This is a genomic window from Pseudomonas sp. B21-031 (assembly GCF_024748985.1).
Classification (GTDB): Bacteria; Pseudomonadota; Gammaproteobacteria; order Pseudomonadales; family Pseudomonadaceae; genus Aquipseudomonas; species Aquipseudomonas kermanshahensis.
On sequence record NZ_CP087181.1, the window covers coordinates 1,475,226 to 1,497,549 of the forward strand.

11 protein-coding genes are annotated in these 22,324 nt (G+C 62.9%); 4 read left to right on the forward strand and 7 right to left on the reverse strand.

Annotation, left to right across the window (positions count from 1 at the left end; translation table 11 throughout):
• The first annotated feature begins 45 nt into the window (after nt 1-45).
• The 4 genes from LOY53_RS06695 (at nt 46) to LOY53_RS06710 (ending at nt 12,315) form a co-directional block, all read left to right on the forward strand.
• Complete coding sequence (locus tag LOY53_RS06695) at nt 46-2,043, forward strand: nucleoside-diphosphate sugar epimerase/dehydratase (RefSeq protein WP_258703747.1); 1,998 nt, start codon at nt 46-48, stop codon at nt 2,041-2,043.
• Nucleotides 2,044-2,413: 370 nt separating this feature from the next.
• Complete coding sequence (locus LOY53_RS06700; RefSeq protein ID WP_258703748.1) at nt 2,414-9,916, forward strand: type I polyketide synthase; 7,503 nt, start codon at nt 2,414-2,416, stop codon at nt 9,914-9,916.
• Nucleotides 9,917-9,924: 8 nt separating this feature from the next.
• On the forward strand, nt 9,925-11,277 hold the full coding sequence (locus LOY53_RS06705) for an aminotransferase class I/II-fold pyridoxal phosphate-dependent enzyme (protein WP_258703749.1): 1,353 nt from the start codon (nt 9,925-9,927) through the stop codon (nt 11,275-11,277).
• 294 nt (nt 11,278-11,571) lie between these two features.
• Nucleotides 11,572-12,315 (forward strand): hypothetical protein, encoded by a 744-nt coding sequence (locus tag LOY53_RS06710; RefSeq protein WP_258703750.1) that lies wholly within the window; start codon nt 11,572-11,574, stop codon nt 12,313-12,315.
• Between the two features lie 379 nt (nt 12,316-12,694).
• Here the strand turns inward: LOY53_RS06710 and LOY53_RS06715 are convergent, their stop codons facing one another.
• Genes LOY53_RS06715 through LOY53_RS06745 form a run of 7 tightly spaced genes read right to left on the reverse strand, consistent with a single transcriptional unit; the run spans nt 12,695 to nt 22,140 of the window.
• Entirely contained in the window at nt 12,695-13,738 is a 1,044-nt protein-coding gene (locus LOY53_RS06715; RefSeq protein ID WP_258703751.1) for a phytanoyl-CoA dioxygenase family protein, read from the reverse strand.
• A 3-nt stretch (nt 13,739-13,741) separates the two neighbouring features.
• Nucleotides 13,742-15,871 carry a capsular polysaccharide biosynthesis protein gene (locus LOY53_RS06720; protein WP_252827032.1) on the reverse strand — a complete coding sequence of 710 codons (2,130 nt, stop codon included), beginning with the start codon at nt 15,869-15,871 and terminating at the stop codon, nt 13,742-13,744.
• Nucleotides 15,868-16,437 carry a GNAT family N-acetyltransferase gene (locus tag LOY53_RS06725; protein WP_309475939.1) on the reverse strand — a complete coding sequence of 190 codons (570 nt, stop codon included), beginning with the start codon at nt 16,435-16,437 and terminating at the stop codon, nt 15,868-15,870. Before LOY53_RS06725 ends, LOY53_RS06720 begins: the two co-directional genes overlap by 4 nt.
• Before the next feature lie 4 nt (nt 16,438-16,441).
• Complete coding sequence (locus LOY53_RS06730) at nt 16,442-18,076, reverse strand: LTA synthase family protein (RefSeq protein ID WP_258704159.1); 1,635 nt, start codon at nt 18,074-18,076, stop codon at nt 16,442-16,444.
• Nucleotides 18,077-18,083: 7 nt separating this feature from the next.
• Nucleotides 18,084-18,860 carry an SDR family oxidoreductase gene (locus LOY53_RS06735; protein ID WP_258703752.1) on the reverse strand — a complete coding sequence of 259 codons (777 nt, stop codon included), beginning with the start codon at nt 18,858-18,860 and terminating at the stop codon, nt 18,084-18,086.
• Nucleotides 18,857-20,176, reverse strand: coding sequence for a capsule biosynthesis protein (locus tag LOY53_RS06740; RefSeq protein WP_258703753.1), 1,320 nt, complete (start codon nt 20,174-20,176; stop codon nt 18,857-18,859). The genes LOY53_RS06735 and LOY53_RS06740 overlap by 4 nt, the downstream gene beginning before the upstream one ends.
• Nucleotides 20,116-22,140, reverse strand: a complete 2,025-nt coding sequence (locus tag LOY53_RS06745; RefSeq protein ID WP_258704160.1) for a capsular polysaccharide biosynthesis protein — start codon at nt 22,138-22,140, stop codon at nt 20,116-20,118. Before LOY53_RS06745 ends, LOY53_RS06740 begins: the two co-directional genes overlap by 61 nt.
• Nucleotides 22,141-22,324 lie beyond the last annotated feature (184 nt).

Sequence of the window (22,324 nt, forward strand, 5' to 3'; positions counted from 1 at the left end):
GCAGACGCAGTGTAAGGGTCTGTGAGGAAAGCCCTCAGAGGAATTATGGATAAGGTGCGTAGAAAACTACTGGCTCTACCGCGCAGGCACAAGCGGCTTGTTCAGGTGCTGACGGATATCGTACTGATATGGGTAGCCTTGTGGCTGGCCTTTGTGGTCCGCCTCGGTATCGATGAGCTGGCAAACCCGATCATCGATCACACATGGCTGTTCCTGTGTGCCCCCGTGGTGTCGATCCCGCTGTTCATTCGCTTCGGCCTCTACCGTGCGGTGATGCGCTACTTTGGCAATGACGCACTGATCGCAATCATCAAGGCCGTTACGTTGTCAGCCTTGATTCTTGGTTTCATCATCTATTGGTCAAGCAACCATCAGAACGTGGTGCCACGATCCATCACCTTCAATTACTGGTGGCTGAGCCTGATCATGGTTGGCGGGTTGCGTTTGGCCATGCGTCAGTACTTTTTGGGGGATTGGTTCTCGGCTGCCGTGCAGCATGTACCCTTCACCAATCGTGACGATGGCCTGCCAAAAGTAGCGATTTATGGTGCAGGCTCCGCAGGCAATCAACTTGCTGTTGCGTTGCGCATGGACAAGGCCATGCGCCCCGTCGCCTTTATTGATGATGACGCCAGCATTACTGACCGTGTCATCGCGGGGTTGCAGGTTTACCATCCCGACCAGTTGCAACGGCTGATCGACGATACCGGCGCTCAGGAAATCCTGCTGGCACTGCCGTCATCGACCCGCACCCGCCGTCGGGAGATCCTTAACTTCCTCGAAGACTTCCCGCTGCATGTGCGCAGTGTGCCCAGCTTCATCGACCTGGCGAGCGGCAAGGTCAAGGTGGATGATATTCAGGAAGTGGACATCGCCGACCTGTTGGGCCGTGACCCGGTGCCCGCACAAAGCGACCTGCTTGAACGTTGCATTGCTGAACAAACCGTGTTGGTCACCGGTGCCGGTGGCTCGATCGGCTCCGAGCTGTGCAGGCAAATTCTTTCCCAGTCCCCGAAAACGCTGCTGCTGTTCGATCACAGCGAATTCAACCTCTACAGCATTCTTTCTGAACTGGAACAGCGCATAGCCCGTGAGTCGCTGTCTGTTTGCCTGCTGCCGATCCTGGGTTCGGTACGTAACCAGGCGCAGATGCTCGACATCATGAAAACCTGGCGGGTCGATACGGTTTACCATGCTGCGGCCTACAAGCATGTACCGATGGTCGAGCACAATATCAGCGAAGGCTTGCTGAACAACGTCATTGGTACCTTGCACACCGCGCAAGCAGCATTGCAGGCGGGGGTCGCCAACTTTGTGCTGATTTCGACCGACAAGGCGGTACGCCCGACCAACGTGATGGGCAGTACCAAGCGCCTTGCCGAGATGACCCTGCAGGCCCTGAGCCGCGAGTTGGCGCCCGTGCTGTTTGGCGATGGGGGCAATGTTTCGCAGGTCAACAAAACCCGCTTCACCATGGTCCGGTTCGGCAACGTGCTGGGCTCATCGGGCTCGGTAATACCGCTGTTCCATAAGCAGATCAAGGCCGGCGGCCCGCTGACCGTTACCCATCCGAAAATCACCCGCTACTTCATGACCATTCCCGAAGCCGCGCAGTTGGTGATCCAGGCGGGTTCGATGGGCAAGGGCGGGGATGTGTTCGTGCTCGACATGGGCGAGCCGGTGCGGATTGTCGAGTTGGCCGAGAAGATGATTCACCTGTCCGGTTTCAGCGTCCGTTCCGAACGCAACCCCATGGGTGACATCGCTATCGAGTTCACCGGGTTGCGGCCGGGCGAGAAGCTTTACGAAGAGCTGTTGATCGGTGACAACGTGATAGCGACCCGCCACCCGATGATCATGAGTGCAAGCGAGGACTTCCTCCCTTGGGACGAGCTCAAGGATGCGCTGAACCAGTTGCTGGGCGCGGCGTCTGCAGATGATTTTGTACGGGTGCGTCAGTTGTTGCGTGAAACCGTGATCGGCTATACCCCGGAAGGGGAAATCGTTGACTGGATTTACCAGCAGCGGCGCTTGGATCTGTAAGCATCCTCTGTGACACAAGGCCGCTCCTTATAGCAGCGGCCTGTTCTACACAATAAGCAGTGCCAGCCATGAGGGCCGCAATGGCCCTCATTAGAGCGGGTCAGCACAACCGCCCAGCGTTAATGTGAACCCCGCAGCACCCCAGGGTTTTCCCCACCCCCCCAACCCGCGTATCATCCCCACACACAAATCTGAATATCCCCACGCCTGCTTCAGACCAAAAGTCTTGCGTTCCCAGCGTGCAAAGCAGCTTCAGATAACCAGACGATCATCAGTGTCATAAAACGACCTGCCAGATTCATGGCCAGGCCAGGCATGCCGGCTGTCCGACGGATGGGACGGTGCCCGATGAGATTTGAAGGAATAGGTTTTGATTAAGCGTAGAAAGGTTGCAATCGTTGGCTGTTCGTACCGCTTCCCTGGATCTTCCAATGCCAGCTTCTGGCAAAACCTGATGGAGGGGCGCGACCTGGTCACCCAGGTCGACCCTTCTCGGTGGGAGAAATCTGAGTTTCTGCACCCGGACAAGGCCAACCCTGCGACCAGCTACACCTTCGCCGCGGGCACTTTGGGCGACATCAGCGCGTTCGACGCGGGGTTCTTCAATATTTCGCCGCGTGAAGCGGGGATGATGGACCCGCAGCAGCGCATGCTGCTGGAAATGTGCTGGGAAACCTTCGAGAACGCCGGGGTCAAGCCGTCGAGCCTGCGCGGCAGCAACTGTGGCGTGTACCTGGGCATCGCCGGTGTCGAGCAGTCCTACCGGCTGGTCGAAGACCTGGCGTCGATCGATGGTGCAACCGCCACCGGCAACACGATGAGCATTGCCGCCAACCGCCTGTCGTTCTTCTACGACCTGCGTGGGCCGAGCATGGCCATCGACACCGCCTGTTCCTCTTCGCTGGTGGCCTTCCACCAGGCCTGCCAGGCCATCCTCAGCGGTGATGTCGACCAGGCGCTGACCGGCGGCATCAGCCTGCACATGCACCCGTTTGGCTTCATGATCTTTGCCAAGGCGACCATGCTGTCGCGCACCGGGCGCTGCCAGTCGTTCGATGAGAATGGCGATGGCTATGCGCGTTCGGAAGGCGGTGGGTTGTTCCTGCTCAAGGACTACGACCAGGCCGTGGCCGATGGCAATACGATTCTGGCCGTGGTCGCGGCCAGTGCGGTGAACACCGACGGGCGTAAGTCCAGCCTGACCCTGCCCAACGCCGAAGCCCAGGCCGCGCTGCTCAAGCAGACCTACGCCAAGGCGGGCATCAGCCCCGACCAGCTCGATTACCTGGAAGCCCATGGTACCGGTACCTCGGTCGGTGACCCGATCGAAACCCGTGCCATCGGCGAAGCCCTGGCCCAGGCGCGTGGTAATGGCAACCCGTTACCGATTGGCTCGGTCAAAAGCAACCTTGGCCACCTGGAGGCCGCGTCCGGTGTGGCGGGCCTGATGAAGGCGCTCAACTGCCTGACCGAACGCACCGTGCCGGCCACCATCGGGGTTAAGGCGCTTAACCCGAATATCGCGTTTGGTGACCTGAACCTGCAGGTGGTCACCGAGCCGCTGCCGCTCAAGCCTGAAGGCCAACTGACGGTCGGCGTCAACTCGTTCGGCTTTGGCGGTGCCAACGCACACGTCATCCTGCAGAGCCCCGAACCACAGGCTGCGCCGGCTAAAGCTGCCGAGGCGCGACGTGTGCCGCTGCTGCTCAGCGGCAAGACCGAACAAGGCCTGCGCGCCACCGCCGAGCGCTTTGCCGCGTACCTGGCCGCCCACCCGGAGCTGGATTATTACGACGTGGCCTACCAGGCCATGTATCGCCGGGATGCGCACAGCCATCGTCTGCTGCTGGTCAGCGACAATGCCGCCGAAGCCGCCCAGGCCCTGGACGACTATGCCCAGGACCCAACCCTCAGTGAACTGAGCGCGGTGCTCGAAGCCGGCCAGGCACTGGAAGCCGCCTCGGCGCCGGTGTTCGTCTACTCCGGTAACGGCTCGCAGTGGCAAGGCATGGGCCGGGCGATGCTCGGTCAACCGCTGTTTGCTGCTGCGGTGGATGAAGTGGATGCGTTGTTCCAGCCGCTAGCGGGCTATTCGTTGCGCGCCGAGCTGCTGGGTGACAACGGCGAAGGCCGTTATGCCCGCACCGAAATCGCCCAGCCGGCGCTGTTTGCCTTGCAAGTGGCGGTGACCCGTGTGCTGGCCGCCGAAGGCATCCACCCTGTCGCGGTGATCGGCCATAGCGTCGGCGAAGTGGCCGCGGCCTGGGCCAGTGGTGCCCTGAGCCTGGAAGACGCCACCCAAGTGATCTACCACCGCAGCCGCCTGCAAGGGCTGACCCGCGGTACCGGGCAGATGACCGCCGTGGGGCTGTCGGGTGAAGCCGCTGGCGAGCTGATCACTGAACTGAAGCTGGACGGCCGCCTGGTCGTCGCCGGTGAAAACAGTGCCCGTGGCGCCACCCTGGCAGGTGAGGTCGACGCCCTGACGCTGCTGGAAGAAACCCTTGCCGAGCGCCAGGTGTTCGCCCGCCGCCTGGACCTGGACTACGCCTTCCACTCGCCAGCAATGAACCCGATCGAACAGGCCGTCATCGACGACCTGGCGCACATCCGCCCGCGCGCCACGCAGATCCCGTTCTACTCCACGGTGGTCGGCGGTGAGCTGGACGGCGAGCGGCTGGGCAACCACTACTGGTGGCAGAACATCCGCTTCCCGGTGCTGTTCCAGGGCGCCTTGGACGCGCTGGTGCGCAACGGCCATAACCTGTTTGTCGAAATCGGCCCGCACGCGATTCTGCGCAGCTACGTCACCGATGTGCTGAACCAGTGCGAGCAGCCTGGCCAGGTGGTCGGCACGCTCAAGCGCAACGACCACAGCCCGCTGCTGCTGGAGCGCACCGTGGCCCGCCTGCTGATTGCCGGCGTCGAGCCGCAGTGGGCAACGCGCTTCCCGGTTGCCGGGCGCCAGGTACGCCTGCCGAACTATGCCTGGCAGCGTGATCACTTCAGCTTGCCGGTGAGTGCCGAGTCGCACAGCCCCTTGAACCGCAAGCGCGTGCACCCGTTGCTGGGTTACCCCGTCGTCGACCAGCCGCTGACCTGGGAAAACCGCCTGGACACGCAATTGTTCCCGACCCTGGCTGACCACAAAGTGGGCGAGTCGGTGCTGTTCCCCGGTGCCGGTTTCACCGAATTGGCCCTGGCGGCGGCGCAGTTGCACCAGCCAGGTGAGTTCGTTGACGTCGAAGAGCTGGAAATCCACAACCCGCTGCTGCTGAGCAGCGAGGGCAGCAAAAAAGTCCGCGTGCACATCGAAGAGGCCGACGGCACGCTGCGCATCATTTCGCGCAACCTGGCGCAGCATGAAGACTGGGTGCAGCACGTGGTCGCGCGCCTGCCGGGCGAAGCCCGTGGCGTCATGCTGGACACCCGTGCGCCGGCGCTGCCACAGCGCCCGGCGGACTTCAGCGGCGAGCAGCACCTGGCACTGACCTGTGCGGTCGGCCTGAACTACGGCCCGGCCTACCAGACCGTCGCCGCGGCGTGGGTAGAAGAAGAGCGGGTGCTGGCGCAACTGGCCGTACCTGCCGCTATCGAGCACGAACTGGACGCGCTGCACCTGCACCCGGCGCTGCTGGACGGTGCCTTCCAGCTGATTACCGAACTGCTGGCCAGCCGCCCGGGCCGCAATAACGGGCTTGCCTTCATCCCCGTCAAGCTGGGGCGTATCGCCTTCAGCACGGCAGGTGCTGTGCCGGTGCTGGCCGAAGTACGCCAGCGCAAGCGCACCGCGCATTCGCTGTTGGTCGATTTCACCCTGTTCGATGCCAGCGGCGCTGCCGTGCTGGCGATCAAGGATGCGCGCATGCGCGCCGTGCGCCTGCAGTACGACCGCAGTGGCGATATCAAGCGCCTCGGCCACGTCGGCCTGGCCGCGCCGGGCAGTGCTGTTGCGGTGCAACGCCACGCTGTGGCGGGTACACCGGTGGCCGACGCGCTGCACAGCCTGGCCGACGAGCCGGCACAGTTGCGCTACCTCAATGAAGTCGAACCGCTGCTGGATGTGCTGTGTGCCAGCTTTGTGCTCGACCTGGTCGAGCAGGCCGGTGGCCAGCTGAGCGCCGAACAGGTGGCGCTGTGGTCCCAGGGCCAGGGCGATTACCTGGCGACCCTGCTGCGCCATGCCGAGCAGGACGGCAGTGTGCTGCACAACGCCGATGGCAGCTGGCAGTTGGTCGACAGCGACGAGCGCCCGTCGTCGGAGGCGATCTGGCAGGAGCTGTTCCAGAGCTACCCCGAGTACTTCCAGATCATTCATTCGGTGGGGCGTATTGGCCGCCACCTGCCGACCTTGCTGACGGGCGAGCAAACGCTCGAAAGCCTGTTGCCGCGCGAAACCAGCGGCAGTAGCCTGGCGCGCCTGGTGCTCGGTGCGGCTGGCCAGCAGCGCCTGCTCACCGGTATGAGCCAAACCTTGGCCTTGCGCCTTGAGCAACTGCCGGCCGGGCAGCGCCTGCGGGTGCTGGAAATCGGCTTTGGCGGCGCATCGTTTGCCGAGCTGCTGTACGCAGGGCTCGACTTCGACCGCATCGATTACGTCTACGCCGTGGCTGAGCCCGAGCTACAGCAACGCCTGCATGACGATTGCCCTGCGCTGAGCGTGCTGAGCCTGGAGCAACTGGCCGACGCCGGCCGCTTTGACTGGGCACTGGTGCCGACCGACCTCGCCGCACTCGGCGCAGTGGGCGATGCCTTGCGCCAGGCCAGCGCGCAGCTTAACCCCCATGGCCAACTGGCGCTGCTGGGGCAATACCCGGCGCGGTGGGCTGACTTTGTCTTCGGTGGCGAGCCTGACTGGTGGCTGGCTGGCCCGCAGCACGCGCTTTCGCGTCAGCAGGCCCCGGCCTTCTGGAGCCATGAACTGCAACGCCACGGCCTTGGCCCGCTGCACACCGTCGATGCCTTGCCTGGCAGCACGTGCGGTAGCTACGTGCTGCTGGCCGATAAGCCTGCGGGCGCTGTGCACGCCTCGGCAGAGGTGCCTGTGCAACACTGGGCGGTGCTTGCCGAAGCCGGGCAGGGCGCTGCCAAGTGCTTGGCCGCGCAACTGCGTGCCCAAGGCCAGCTCGTCAGCCTGCTGCTGCCTGGCGATGCGCAGGCGCTGGCTGCCCAGCTTAGCGCGTTGGACCAGGCGCCAGCGCATGTGCTGCACCTGGCAGGCTTGGACAGCGCCGCCGGCCTGGACAGCCAGGCTGAGCGCTGCCTGCAGGCAGCCGCACTGGTACAGGCCTGCGAGGCCCTGGCGCTGGCGCCGCAATGCTGGCTGCTGACCCGTGGCGCTGCCGAACACCTGTACGGCACCGACACCGCCGCCGACGTCGCGGCCATCGCTGACGCGGCGTTCTGGGGCTTTGGCCGCACCCTGGCCAACGAATCAGTCAACTGCCGCATTCGCCTGCTGGACCTGGCCCACGCGGCACCGATCGACCACGTGCTGCCTTCGTTGCTGCACGCCGACAGCGAAACCGAGTTGGCGCTGGACGCCGAAGGCCGCCGTTATGTGCCGCGCCTGCGTGTGTTGGCAGACCAGCCCGCCAGCGCCGACAGCGCAGCGCAGTGGGTGTGCCTGGGCTTCGACCTGCCTGGCCAGCTTCGTAACCTGCGTTGGGAGCTGCGCGAGCCGCGCCAACCGGCGGCGGACGAGCTGGACATCGCCGTGCGGGCCACCGGCCTGAACTTCCGCGACGTGATGTTCGCCCTCGGCCTGCTGTCTGATGAAGCGATCGAGAACGGCTTCTCTGGCCCAACCCTGGGCTTCGAGTTTGCCGGTGTGGTGCAAGGCAAGGGCGCTGACGTGCTTGGCGATTTCGCCCCGGGCGACCGCGTGGTGGGCTTTGGCCCGTGCAGCTTCGCCAACCGCCTGGTGACCAACGCCAACGCTGTGGCACGCATCCCAGAGGGCATGTCGTTCGAAGCGGCAGCGACCATTCCGAGCACCTTCTTCACCGTGTACTACGCGCTGCACCACCTGGCACGCGTAGAGCCGGGCGAGAAAGTGCTGATCCACGGCGCAGCGGGCGGCGTGGGCATCGCCGCGATCCAGATCGCCAAGTGGCTGGGTGCCGAGATCCACGCCACCGCCGGCAGCGACGAGAAGCGCGACTTCCTGCGCCTGCTGGGCGTGGACAACGTCTACGACTCGCGTTCGCTGGCCTATGCCGACCAAGTACTGGCCGCAACCGGCGGGCGTGGCGTCGATGTGGTGCTCAACTCGCTGGCGGGCGAGGCGATCAACCGCAACCTGCGTGTGCTGAAGCCGTTTGGCCGCTTCCTCGAACTGGGCAAACGCGACTTCTACCAGAACACCCGTATCGGCTTGCGCCCGTTCCGCAACAACATCAGCTACTTCGGTATCGACGCCGACCAGCTGATGAGCGAACGCCCGCAACTGACCCGTCGCCTGTTCGCCGAAATGATGGCGCTGTTTGCGCAAGGCATCCTGCACCCGCTGCCATTCCGCGAGTTCGACGCCAACCAGGTGGTCGAAGCCTACCGCTACATGCAGCAGGCGCGGCAGATCGGCAAGGTCGTGATCACCTACGCCAACCCGATCGAACGCACGGTCGACACCCGCGAACAACCGCTGCGTAGCGTGCAACTGGCAGCCGATGCCAGTTACCTGGTCACCGGTGGCCTGGGTGGCTTCGGCCTGCGCACGGCGCAATGGTTGATCGACAAAGGCGCGCGCCACCTGGTGCTGCTGGGCCGCCGTGGCCCGGCCAGTGCCGAGGCCCAGCCGCTGTTGGCGCTGTGGCAGGCTCAAGGTATTGATGTGCAGGCAGTGGCATGCGATATCACGGATGCAGGCCAGCTGCGCGCAGTGTTCGAGCGCATCGCAGCCAGCCCATGGCCGCTGCGTGGCCTGGTGCATGCGGCGACAGTGATTGACGACAGCCTGATCCGCAACCTCGATGGCGACCAGCTGCGTCGCGTGCTCGAACCCAAGGCCAAGGGCGCGCAGTACCTGCATGAACTGACCCAAGCGTTGCCGCTGGACTTCTTCGTGATGTTCTCGTCGGCCACCACCCTGTTCGGCAACCCCGGCCAGGCCAACTACGTCGCCGCCAACCATTGGCTCGAAGCTTTGGCGCGCCACCGTCGTGCCCAAGGGCTGGCGGCCACTGCAGTGCTGTGGGGCGCGATTGACGACGTCGGCTTCCTGGCCCGCAACAGCCAGATCAAGGATGCCCTGCAAAGCCGCATGGGCGGTGCTGCCCTGCGCGCCGAGGCGGCCCTGGCCCAGCTCGAAGCCATGCTGCTGAGCGGTGACAACGGCCAAGGCGTGCTCGAACTGGACTTCAAAGCCTTGTCGCGCTTCCTGCCGACCGCCACTTCGCCACGCTTCAGCGAACTGGCCCGTGCCCACGGCGGTGACCAGGAAGACGACAACGGCGGTGAAGACATCCAGCGCATGCTGGCCGAGCTTGACGATGCTGAATTGCTCGAGCGCTTTGCCGAGATGCTCAAGCACGAAGTGTGCGAGATTCTGCGCCTGCCGCCAGCGCGCCTGGATGCACAGCGCCCGCTGCAGGAGCTGGGGCTGGACTCGCTGATGAGTGTCGAGCTGGTGGTGGCGTTGGAAGAGCGCTTCGGCATTCGCCTGCCGGTCATGGAACTCAGTGACAGTTCCAGCATCGATAAGCTCAGCGTGCGCTTGCTTGAGCTGTTGCGCGGTGAAGCCGGCACTGGCGAAGACCAGCTGGCGCAAAACGTGCTCGCCCGTCATGGCAGCGAACTCAGCGCCGAACAAGTGGCTGAACTGAATGCAGAACTGGCCGAGACCAGTGTGGCACCTAACCGATTGATTGACTAAGAGCTCAGATGACAGCCAAAACCCCGACCGGCCTTGGTGGCGACGCCAAGCAACGCCTGATCCAGCAAGCCCTTGCGCGGCGCCGTAACACAGGCGCCGAAGGCGCGGAAGGTGCCACCCTGGAGCAGGTGCAGCAGGCTGCATTGAAGGTGCCTGAAGCGTTTTACCGTTTCGACCAGCACCCGGGTTACCAGCACCTGCGGGTGATGCAACAAACCGCGCAGCGGCTGGGGCTGAGCAACCCGTTTTTCCGCTTGCACCAAGGCACCGCCGGCGCGCAAACCCAGATTGGCGAGCGCGAGTACCTGAACTTCGCCAGTTACAACTACCTGGGGTATTCCGGCCACCCCAACGTTGCCGAGGCGGCCAAGGCGGCGATCGACCGCTACGGCACCTCGGTGTCTGCCAGCCGCCCGGTCTCGGGTGATCGCCCGCTGCACCGTGAGCTGGAGCATGGGTTGGCCAGGCTGTACGAGGTGGACGACGCCGTGGTGATGGTCAGCGGCCATGCCACCAACGTCACCACCATCGGCTACCTGTTCGGGCCGCGCGACCTGGTGGTGCATGACGAGCTGATTCACAACAGCGTCCTGCAGGGCATTCAGTTGTCCGGTGCACGGCGTTTGAGCTTTGCGCATAACGACTGGCAGGCGCTGGACCGCCTGTTGAGCGAGCAGCGCCAGCACTTCGAGCGGGTGCTGGTGGTGGTCGAAGGCATCTACAGCATGGACGGCGACTATCCTGAGCTGCCCCGGTTCGTCGACATCAAGCGCAAGCACAAAGCGTTTCTGATGGTGGATGAAGCGCATTCGCTGGGCGTGATGGGGGCCACGGGTAAAGGTATCCGTGAGCACTTTGGCCTGGCGGGCGATGACGTCGACATCTGGATGGGCACCTTGAGCAAGACCTTGGCCAGTTGCGGCGGGTATATCGCTGGCAGCACGGCGCTGATCGAGCACCTCAAGTTTCTGGCCCCGGGCTTTTTGTACAGCGTCGGCATGCCGCCGGCGGTCGCGGCGTCGGCCTTGGCGGCGTTGCAGCTGCTGGCGGCGGATAACGAGCGGGTTGCCCAGGTGCAGGCGCGGGGCGAGCTGTTCTTGCGCCTGGCGCGTGAAGCGGGCCTGGACACCGCCACCAGCACCGGGCTTGCGGTGATCCCGGTGATTACCGGCAGTTCGTTCAAGGCGGGGCGGTTGTCCAGTGCCTTGTTCGAGCGAGGCATCAATGCTCAGCCGATCGTCTACCCGGCAGTGCCGGAGCAGGCGGCGCGGGTGCGCTTCTTTGTCTCGTGCGAGCATACACCCGAGCAGATCCAGCACACCGTGGCGGTGGTCGCTGAAGAGATGGCGCGGCTGGGGTAATCCGGCAAGGCCTGAGGGGCTGCTTCGCAGCCCTTTTGGCGTGCCATCAATGGGCCATCAATGATAGCCGGAATCTGGCCACTGCAAAGCCGCTAATCATATTAAATCGAAGCAAGAAAAGCCGAACTTACTTCGAGCGCTCTAGTGTTAAACATCTAAATAATTCCTCTTTAAAACGGCACGCAAAAGTGTCTGTGTAAAGTTTGCGTAACGCCTGCAACTTCAAAAAATACGACTATCGTGATCATTAACCGGGCCACCCCCTGGGCCCGTCGTGTATCCGATGGAGTACTTATGAGCAGAGTGACTCTTGCTGCTGTTGTATCGGCGTGCGTCTGCGCCGTGCCAACCGTTTGCGATGCGACTTCTCACACTGCACCGGCTTTTGCTTTTGGCTTACAGGGAAGCTACACCGAACAGGAATTCACCGGGCACGGTAAAACCGACACGGAACATATGCCAGAAGGCGGCGCATTCATTAACTTCGGCAATAAAATGACGTCAACCGACGGGTTCATTTACCAGGCAGAACTCAGCGGACTCTATAGCAAGCACCAGAACCAGAAGGTCAAGGACGGGCAGGCCGACCTCGACCTGGGCTGGCGTATTGCGCTAGCTGAGCGCCATTCTATCGACCTGCTGGTGGGCGGCGGTTACAAATGGAACCGCCTGCAACCGAACAACAGCAAGTACGACATCGACCTCACCAACCGCACGCCCTTTGCCAAGGTGGCGCTGGGTTACAACTACCGGTTCAATACCGCGACCCTACGTTTTGAAGCCGGCATGCGTAAGCTGATTAATGGTGATTCGCAATTGGAAATCCATGGCATCAGCAACGAGAAAGTAGACGTGAAAGACAGCACTCACCCGTTTGCCGAAATGAGCGTGCTGTTTAATCAGGACGGCGTGGTGCCGGTGATTGCCGCGTTGTATTACAGCCGCTTTGACTATGAGTTGGACGGGCAGTTTGTAATGACCCCAACGGATACTCAGGTGCGGGATGAATACGGTATAAAACTTGGCGTCAGCTTTTAATCTTGCACACGCAAAGGCTTTGCAATAATTAATGGACTAACGCTGAGCCAACCGCCAGCTGCAATCCTTGTAGGAGCAGCCTTGTGCTGCGAAGAGGCCGGTGCTAGCACAATCAATCTTCGTTGCTGCCACTGGCGTCTTCGCAGCACAAGGCTGCTCCTACAGGTGTTTGTGCTGACCGAAGGATAACTGAGCACACGCAAGGGCAATGGACTAACGCTGAGCCAACCGCCAGCTGCAATCCTTGTAGGAGCAGCCTTGTGCTGCGAAGAGGCCAGTGACAGCACAATCAATCTTCGTTGCTGCCACTGGCGTCTTCGCAGCACAAGGCTGCTCCTACAGGTGTCTGTGCTCACCGAAGGAATAACTGAGCACCGCTTTAAATATGCGGCGACTCATAGGCATTCAGCTGCTCCACAAACCGCCAATGGCTCTTCTTGTCAAACCCCATCCAGCGCTTCAGGCGGATGTCCCAACGCATGTGATGGTTGGCAATCCACGGCAGGGCAAACAGGTGCGCGCCGCGCCAAGGGATGAACGGGTTGCGCCGCAAGCTGGCGTAAATTTCTACCCGGTGGCTGGCCTGGTGGCTGGCGCAGCGGGCGTGGAAGCCGGATGTGTCGGCCACCACCAGGGTGTTGGCGGGCACCGCAAAGCGGCGCGGCTGCGGTAGGCCGAGGGCGGCGAGGTCGGGGGTGTCGATACGGAACGAGCCCTCGCGGTGCATCTGTTCGGTCGAGCGGGCAGCGCCCAGGCTCTGCTGATACTCCCAGGCCAGGCGCTCGGGCGTCAGGCGGTGCGACCTCGGCACATAACTGAACGGCCCTTGATCGTCGGCCACGTCATCCAAGAATAACCACGCCTTGGCGGTGGGGTGGAAGGTGTCTGCGTGCAAGCGGGTTTGCGGGTCTTGGTCGGCATTGACGGCATCGATGATGATCGACTGCAGCTGATAGGTAATGCCGCCCGTGTTGGACGATGCATAGGCAATCAGGTCCCGTACCCCACGGTCCGCGACAAACGCCGCACTGGCCGGGTTGCTGGCCAGCACATCCTGGTCAAGGCTGACCCGGCGGGTAACCGCACGCCCTTGGCGCATCTCCCAACCCGTGCTGCGCAAGGCACCCAGCTCGGCGCGCAACGCCGCGAATTGGTCAGCGGGCAGGGCGTTTTCGCGAATGAAAAACCCGTTTTCCTCAAAATGCGCACGCTCACCGGCATCCAGGCGCGAGGCCAGGGCCTGGCGACGGTAGCTGGCCATGGCCATCGCCAGTTGGCGACGCTGCACATGCAGACCAAGCGCATTCAGCCGCGCACTGCCGAGCACCGGGTTGTTCTCGAACGATTTCGCGTGGGTGGCCAGTTGCATGCAATGCCAGGGGAGCGCCGCATAGCGGCCGATGTCCTTGATCGATACGGGCATGTTCTAGTCCTTTGATGGGGCCAGTGGCCGGCCGCAGCCGAGCATGGTCCGGGAGTAATTGAGCAGCGGCGCCACGCGCCGGTGTTCGGCCAACCGCGCAGGGCGCGGCATCGACAGGCAAGCGAGGGCGTGCCAGGCATCGCAGGGCAAGTCTTGCTGAACGTCGGCATAGCTCGCATAGCGCATCAAGGCGCCGGCTACCAACTGGTCCAGGGTCAGGCGCCGGGTGCGGCGCGGCAGCGGCTGGTGGTCGTGGGTCAACCCCCAGCCGGCATAGAACGGTGTGCCATAGGTCACCACCGGCACGCCGCGCAGCAGCGCTTCGAAGCCAGCCGTGGAGCTCAAGGTGTGCAGCGCATCGACCTGGCCGTAGAGGCTGGCGATATCGACACCGCCCAACACCTGGTCAGCCAGGCCCGCCAGTAGCGCCGGGGCAACCTGGCCCTGGCGCTTGCCGGCCTCGACGTCCGGGTGTGGTTTGTAAACGATCCAGGCGTCCGGCAACTGCGCGCGCACCCGTTGCAGCAGGCGCAGGTTGCAGCCTGCGCCGCCGCCACTGCACAGCGCCGAAGCGTCATCTTCGACCTGGCCGACCACCAGCACCCGTGCTTGGCCCGGCTGGCCCAGCAACGGCGGAACTGGCCCGCTGCGCAGGTTGAACTTGCTGGTGCCGCTGGCGACGATCTGCGCCCTTAACTGCGCGGCTTCGGCCAGGCTGGCGTCATCGAAGTCGGTATTGAGCAGCAGCCATTCCAAGTCACTGTCCGACGCGGCGTCATAGTGAATACCGCCACGGTCCAGCACCAACGACAGGGCCGGGCTGTTGCTCACCCCCAACCCCGTGGACCGCATGAAGCCGTCCTCGACCCGCCAGATCGGCACCCCGTGCTGGCGCGCGCGTTCAGCCAGGCTGGCGGGCTCCCGCGCCGCCCACACCAGCAGCCGGCCGTTTTCTGCCGCCACCTGCTGCACCAGTTGCGGGCTATCCACGGTAAAGCGCAGCTGGCCCCAGCGGCTGGCAAAGAAGCGGCGAATGTTGTGCTGCTTGTGGCGCTTGACCCCCAGCACCGTGGTAGGCCCGGCAAATTCAGTGTCGCGTGCCTTTTTGCGCGCCAGCTGGCGAGCGACGGTCAGCGCATCGGTCAGCTGGCCGGTGAGCGGGTCGACATAGCGGCAATAACGGATGTACGCCGCCGCCACCAGCTGCTCCAGGCTCGGCCGCGCCTGGCGGCGGGGGATGGGCATGCGGTCGTCGGTCAGGCCCCAGCCAGCGTAAAACGGCAGCCCGAAGCAGGTCACCGCCACGCCTTGAATCAACGCCTCGAGCCCAGCCTGGCTGGTGCCCACATACACCCGCTGCGCCCGCTTGGCCAACGATGCCCACGCCACTGGCCGTGCCTCCAGCGGCACGCCCCGGGCCTGCGCGGCGGCCAGCAGGCAGCTGGGTTTCTGCCCGCCCAGGCAGTCCGGGTGAATACGCACCCGCACATCGGCATCCGGGTGCTCGGCCAAGGCGACATCGAGCATGCGCACGTAGTCCGCTTCGCACAAACCGCCACCGGGGATCGAATAGTCGCCCGCCGTCTGGTCAACCACCAGCACCAACGGCCGCTCGCGGCCCAGCGGGTCGTCTGCGGGCAGGTCCTGGGCATTGTTGTACTTGCCGATGCCCGTGCTGCGCATCAGCGAGATCAGCGCGTGCGCGCACTCCAACTCGTGCTCGGTCAGCGCCTCGGGCTGTTGCAGGATGTTCTCGAGCAGCGAAGGCCGGTCTGCCAGGTAGTGAATGCCTATCGGGTCGACCACCATCGACATCGGCGTGTCGCCTTCGATGCCCAGCGACGAAGACCGTAAAAAACCGTCCTCCAGCGCGATATAAGGCAGCCCCCAGCGCTGGCACAACACGCGCGCCTGCGCAGAAGACTGCTTGTAGCCGATACCGGCAATCGCCTTGAGCCCCTTCGGCGCCTTGCTACCCCGGCGCCACAGCCAGAAGGGCGGGCCCTCGGGCCCAAGAAACTGCGGCAGGTGCAACACCTTCCAGGCAACCCATTGCGACATGATGCCGACCCAGCCCGGGCCGTCCACCAGTGCTTGCAAGGCCACTGCTGCCGGCGCTTCAATACGGTTCATGGCACCCCCCGCCACATGCCACGCACCGGCGGAAACGGCACCCAACGCTTGCGGCGCAGGGCAAAGCCATTGTGCAGGTACAGCCGTTTGGCCCGCGGGTTGTTCAGCGGCACTTCCAGTTCGACCTGGGTAAAGCCCAGCTTGGCCGCATGCGCACAACACGCCTGCACCAACGCCGACCCCGTGCCTTGCTGGCGAGCCGTCTTGCTCACGCGCAGCCCATACAACAAGAACGGGTAACGCCACTCGCGCAGCTCGCTCAGGCAAAACCCGGCAAAGCGCACCCAGCCACTGATTACCCCGAACTCGCGAATGAACGGCCGCCAGTGCAGTGCAAATGGCCCACGCCCGTCATGCTTCAAGGCGGCAAAGCCCAGCGCCTGCTCGCCCTCGAAGGCCAGCAGCACGCGGTCCCAGTGGATGGCCCCGCCCAGCAGGCGATAGCGGCAAGCAGGGTTACCAATCAGAAACGCCAGCGAACCGCGCCCCTGGGTCAGCAACTGGGCCAAGGCAGGGTCTGCGGCACGCTCCGGCGCCAGGTCCGATCCCAGAACAATGCGCACCACGTCTTCAGGCTACCCCAGCCACGGCACTGTGCGCCGCCTGGCCCTGTGCGGGCGCCTGGGCGTGTGCCAGCAGCGCGCTGGACAGCTTGTGCACAGCGATGGGGCACGCTTGGCTGCCAGGCTGGCGCCGGTTGGACCAGATCAGGTAATCGGTGTCGCCGGCCGGCGCGCCGACCGCCTGGTAAACCTCGGGCAGGATCGGTACATGGTCACCAAAGAAGCACAGCAGCGCCTCGTTCGGCTGGCTCAGTAACGTTTCGCGCAGCATGCCAAGCATGCGATCGGCATTGCCGATATGCCGCAGGTAAGGCGCCAGGTCTTGCATGCCCGGTTGCAGCGGGCGGTCGAACCAGGCCGGCAGTTCGTGCTCGGCCACGCTTTCCAGGTGCAGCGGCCCGTGGTTTTCCATGGTGACCGCGTGGATGAACAACGGCTGAGTACGCCCAGGCGCCTCCAGCAGTTCACGAATTTTCTGCGCAACCGCACAGTCGCCAATGAACGGCCCGGCCTTTTGCGACGGGTTGAACGCGCGCACATCGATGAACTCATCGAAGCCCAACGCCGGCAGCACTTTATTGCGGCCGTAGAACCCACCGTCATACGGGTGAATGCACACCGTGCGATAGCCCAGCGCCTTCAGCCGCGAAGCGATGCTCGGCAAGCCCCGGCGCGCCAGCACGCGATAAGGATTGAAGCGGTGCACCCCAAGCCGCTCGGACGGGATGCCCGTGAGGTAGGCGAACTCGGTACGCACCGTGTTGGCCCCCCACGCCGCCACCTGCAGCTTGCCGCGCGCAAGCGCCTGGCTGGCCAGCACGTCATACTCGCCCAGCACCTCAGCCCGCACGCCAGGCCACAAGCCACGCACATCAAAGAACGACTCGCTCTGCACCGACACCAAGTCCGCCAGCCCATTCCCCGTGGGAGCGGGTTTACCCGCGAATGCGCCAGCCGCCCTGACACTACCCTCACAAGCAACCGGCGACCCCACCCCACCCCCATTCCCTGTGGGAGCGGGTTTACCCGCGAATGCGCCAGCCGCCCTGACACTACCCTCACAAGCAAACGGCGACCCCAACCCAACCTGATCAACCGGTGCCCGCGCCGCCCAAAAATACCGCCACAAGCTAGCCGCCAACCCCCAGCCCCGCACATCGCGCTCGGCATCAAAGCTCGGCACCACTCGACGATGCCCCAACCGCAGCAACCCCAGGCCAATCACCACCGGCAACAACGCCTCAACCCGCGCCCCCGGCACCTCGAAGCGCAAGCCCGCCCACAGGTAAACCAGAAACCCGACCGCCAGCACTGCTGCCTTGCCAAACCCAAAAAACGGCAAATACAACCGCGGAAACTTCACCGCATCACTGAAGTACTCGAAATCCGCACACACAAACGGTTCGCGCAGCGAGTGGTACTTCGAGTTGCTCACCAGCACGATCAGCACCCACAGCAACAGCAGGTTCACGCCACTGAACAGCGGCCGCGCGGTCAGCGCATACAGCAACCCAAACCCCACGCACCACAATCCCACATGCAGCCACCAGCAGTCGGCCGGGCGGCGCAGGGCAGGGCGGGGTATCAACAAGCGTTCGACCAGCACGGTCAGCATCAGGCCGATCAACGCAACCGGCAGCAGAGAAACATCAATCACTGTATTTCAGCCCACGCAGGATCATCGAAGAAAGCCACTGCGGGATCAGCCCCAGCAGCCAGGTGCCCAGGTTGAGCGGGAACGGAAAACTGATACGCGCCTGGTTCGCAGCCAGGCCACGCTTGATGCGCTTGGCCGCTTTTTCGGCGGTCCACAAAAACGGCTTGGGCCCCGGCATTTCGAAGCACATCTTCGATTCCACGTAGCCCGGCACGATCACATTCACCTTCACCCCTTCCGGCGCCAGCCAATCGCGAATCGCTTCGCCATACACCCGAATCGCCGCCTTGCTGGCGCTGTAGGTAGGCGTCACCGGCAGCCCACGCCAGCCCGCCAGCGAGCTGAACAGCGCAATCTGCCCATGGCCCCGGCTGCGCATGGTCGGCAGCGCCGCTTCCACGGTGGCCAGCGCCGCCATCACATTCACCTCGAGCAACGCCCGGCTGTCGTCCCAGCACTCGGACTCGCCATTGGCGCCCACCGCGGTGTTAAGCCCAGCACCGACCAGCACCAAGTCTGGCTGATGCGCCTCGCTGACCCGCCGCACCATCGCCCGCAGGCCATCTAGGTCGCGCACGTCGATGGCTTCCAGCAGTACCTCGGCGCCCAAGGCGCGGCACTGCTCGGCCATCTCATCCAGGCGGTCCAGGCGCCGGCCTTGCAGAATCAGCGTCACGCCCGGCGCGGCATAGGCAGGCGCCAGCGCGCCGCCGATGCCGCCGGTGGCGCCGGTGATGAGGATGCAGCGAGGTGAAGCGGTGTGGTTCATAGGTATTTTTCGATTCTTGAAGTTTTCGCCATCAGCACTTCGAGGCAATTGGTGACCGCCATGTCGATGCCGCAGCCGGTGTAGAAACCGCCGTTGACCTGGGTGGTGTGGATGACGGTGTTGCGAAAACGATGAAAGAGCTTGATGTCTGGCATGTCCGGGGATTGCCAGAAATCGGCCAGCGCGCCTTGGTGGGTTAGGCCGGGCATGGCGTAGATTGGGTCGGCCAGGGTGATGGTGGGGCGGCCGTGGAGGATGGCTGATGCGCCGGCAGTGCTATTGACCGTGATCATGCCATTGATGTGCGAGAGCAGGGTTGGCATATGCCCGCTTTCCATGAACTCGACCCGATCGGCTACGTCGTATTCACGGGCCAGCGCCTCGGTGACGCGCCGATAGTTAACCAGCCCAGGCGTCAACGGGTGGTTCTTGACCAACAGGCGGGCATTGAACGGAGCGTTCAGCGAGAACGAGTCGATCACGTGCTCGATGACTTGGGTCATGTTCTCAAACGGCGAGTGATCGCGGATCTGCGCGTCGCTGTCCAGTTGCAGTGGCAGCAGGAAAGTTGGGCGACGTTCGTTTGCCACATCGGCGACCAAAGCATCATCACGGCTGCGGGCACGTAACAGGCGTAAGCCTTGCCGGACATATCCAAAATACTCCACCGCCGCATTGAAAGGGGCGTGGGTGCGGTATTTTGGATAGCACAGCGCATTGAACGCACCGCCGGCGTGATAGAGCACGTCGTGAGCCGCGCGTGCGGCGAATGACAACTTGAATGGGGTGCCATTCTGGTAGCGAGGAAGATGTTTGCCCACTTCCCTGTACCACTGGGGGTCCCGAGGCAAGCGCGAATTATTGTTGACCCCGTCCCGCTCCAAGGTGATCCAGTAAGGCCGGAAGTAACCTTCCTCGAACACATGTACGCGAATGCCCTGTAGCCGTGCCAGCTTTATTGCGGACCGATGCACCGGGCGGCAGTCACCGAACAACACCAAGTCGGTGATGTCGAGTTGGCGAAAAACCTGGACGTACCAAGCTTCCAGGTCCTCAGCTTTCTTTGGGCAGCCCATGTTGGGGCCATCCGCGCCGTATAGCTCGTCACCGACGTTGAAGCGCACACTGTGCACATACTGGCCGATGTCGCGCAGAGCTTTGGCAAGCCGCGCAAAGAAGGGCGAGCTTACGCCTTGAAGAAATAGGAAATTACAAGTGGGGACACGCAGCAGTGGACCACGCGTCGCTCTTGCTTTCAGTTTTTCGGGCGCTTCATGCCCAACAAACTGCTCAAGCGTCGTTTCAAGTCCTGCCATCGGGAGGGAGCTCCTGGCTGCGGCGTAAGCGCGTGCCAATTTTGTAATTCGTATAGGGTCTGTTCAGGGGTTGTGAAGCGGTTGGTAATGCGACTTACATAGGTGGGGTAGAGCAGCAAGACGCCAGCGACCAGTTCGTCCAGGCTCAACGCTCGGTTGCGCCGCGCCACTACCTGGGGTTCCAGGTCCATGTCCCGGGTCAGCCCCCAACCGGCGTAGAAAGGCTGGCCATAGGTGGTTACCGGTACACCGCGCAACAGTGCCTCGAAGCCTGATTGAGAGGTCAGCACATGAACTTCGTCGACCACCTCAAGCAGTTGCTGCAGCGGGGTGTCGCCGATGACTTCGTCGCACCAGTTCACGGTCTGCGCTTCGTCATCACCACGGGCTCGGGTACCAGCAAGCACTTCTGGGTGCGGTTTATACAAAACCCACGCATCGGGATTCTGTTCGCGTACGGCGCGCAGCAATTGCAGATTGCTGCGAATTCGATTTCCGCCGAAGCGGATTGATGCATCACCCTCGACCTGGCCGGTTACCAGGATCACTTGCCGAGCCTGTGGTTGGCGTTGCCAGCTTGCGCCCGGCAAGTTGTATTTGGTCAGCCCGGCGGCACAAATCGCCAGGCGCAGGGCCTTGGCGCGGGCCAGCAGCTGTGGCTCGAACACTTCGCTGGCAAGGATGCGCTCTAGACGCGAGGGGCGTGTAGCGTCGTAGTAGATTCCAACATCGTCGAGAACCCATGACAAAGGCCGCGCCTTTCCGGCTCCCAGGCCCACTGAGCGCAAAAAACCATCTTCCACACGACTGATAGCGTGTGGATGAGCGTTCAGATCGTCGTCGTGCTTGCAGCCCCAGGTAACGACAGGCAGATCCTGCGTAAGAGGCTGTTCAGGTTTGATGAAGCGGATCGCCGCACCATCAAAGAACAGTTCAACCAGCGGTTCTTTCCAGCGGCTGAAACCCATCATCTGCACGGCGTCTGGCAGCACACTGCGGTGACGCCGTTGCAGCCCCAGCCAATTGATCAGCACTTCCGGTGTGCAAGGTTCGCCCCGCTCTGGGCATACATAACGTGGGTAATCTACCAAGCTGGCATGAATCAGTTGTTCAAGCGCCACAGGTGTACGTCGGGCTGGAGCTGGCAAGCGGTCTTCGGTCAGGCCCCATCCTGCGTAAAACGGCATACCCCAGGTGTGCACAGGCACGCCCCACAGCAGCGCATCGAAGCCCAGTTGTGAGGTCATTACGTACACTGCGCGCATACGCGGTAGCAGCTCGGCTGGGTGGATATTGCGAGCAAGTACCTTGACTCGCTGGTTGCTCGCCAGCGCCTCCAGGTCGAAATGCCCGGCTTTGCGCCCAGCGACTACATCAGGATGTACCTTGAGCACGATGGTGCTGTGCGGGTAGCGCTCCAGCGCGGCGTCTAGCATTGCCCGGAAGTCGTCAGGCCCTGCGCCTTGCAAAGAGGCATCGGCACAGGTCTGATCAGCCACCAGTACACAGTCTTCTGGAAGCTCCGGTACCTCGATGCGCGCATTGTTGTACTTGGAAACCCGCTGCTGCTGCCACAGAGAACGGAGTTTCAGGGCACGCTGGGTTTGCTCAGCGCTGAGCGACTTGGCGATCAACTGTTCCAGTCGCGAAGGCTGGCTGGCATCGTAGTAAACGCCAACATCGTCAACAATCAGCGACAACGGCGGTTCATCGGCCCCCAACCCTACAGAGCGGACAAAACCATCCTCCAAAGTCAAAACCGGTTTTCCGGCCTTGGTTGCCTCGGCAATTGCTTTGATCGCACTTGGTTTGCGGCCCCAGGCCATCACCCAATCGGCGCGGGTAACATCGCGCGCGACACCGTTATGCAGCGCGAAGTCGGGCAGCAGGGTTGGCAACGTACTGATGAGCTGGGCTCCTTTCGAGAGCACCAGCAGACGAGGGCGGGGCGAAACGTCATCCATAAACGTGCAGCGGCATCCATTAAAAATGAAGAACGGCAAGGTCCTGAAGGGCCTTGGAGATCCGATGGGAAAAAAAAGATGGCGAATCTTAATACAAATTCAATTTTGTAGGCTCGCTGATTGAGAAAAATCGCGAAAAGAAATTAGACAATCTGCGCAAATCTTGATGGATGACATCAAAATG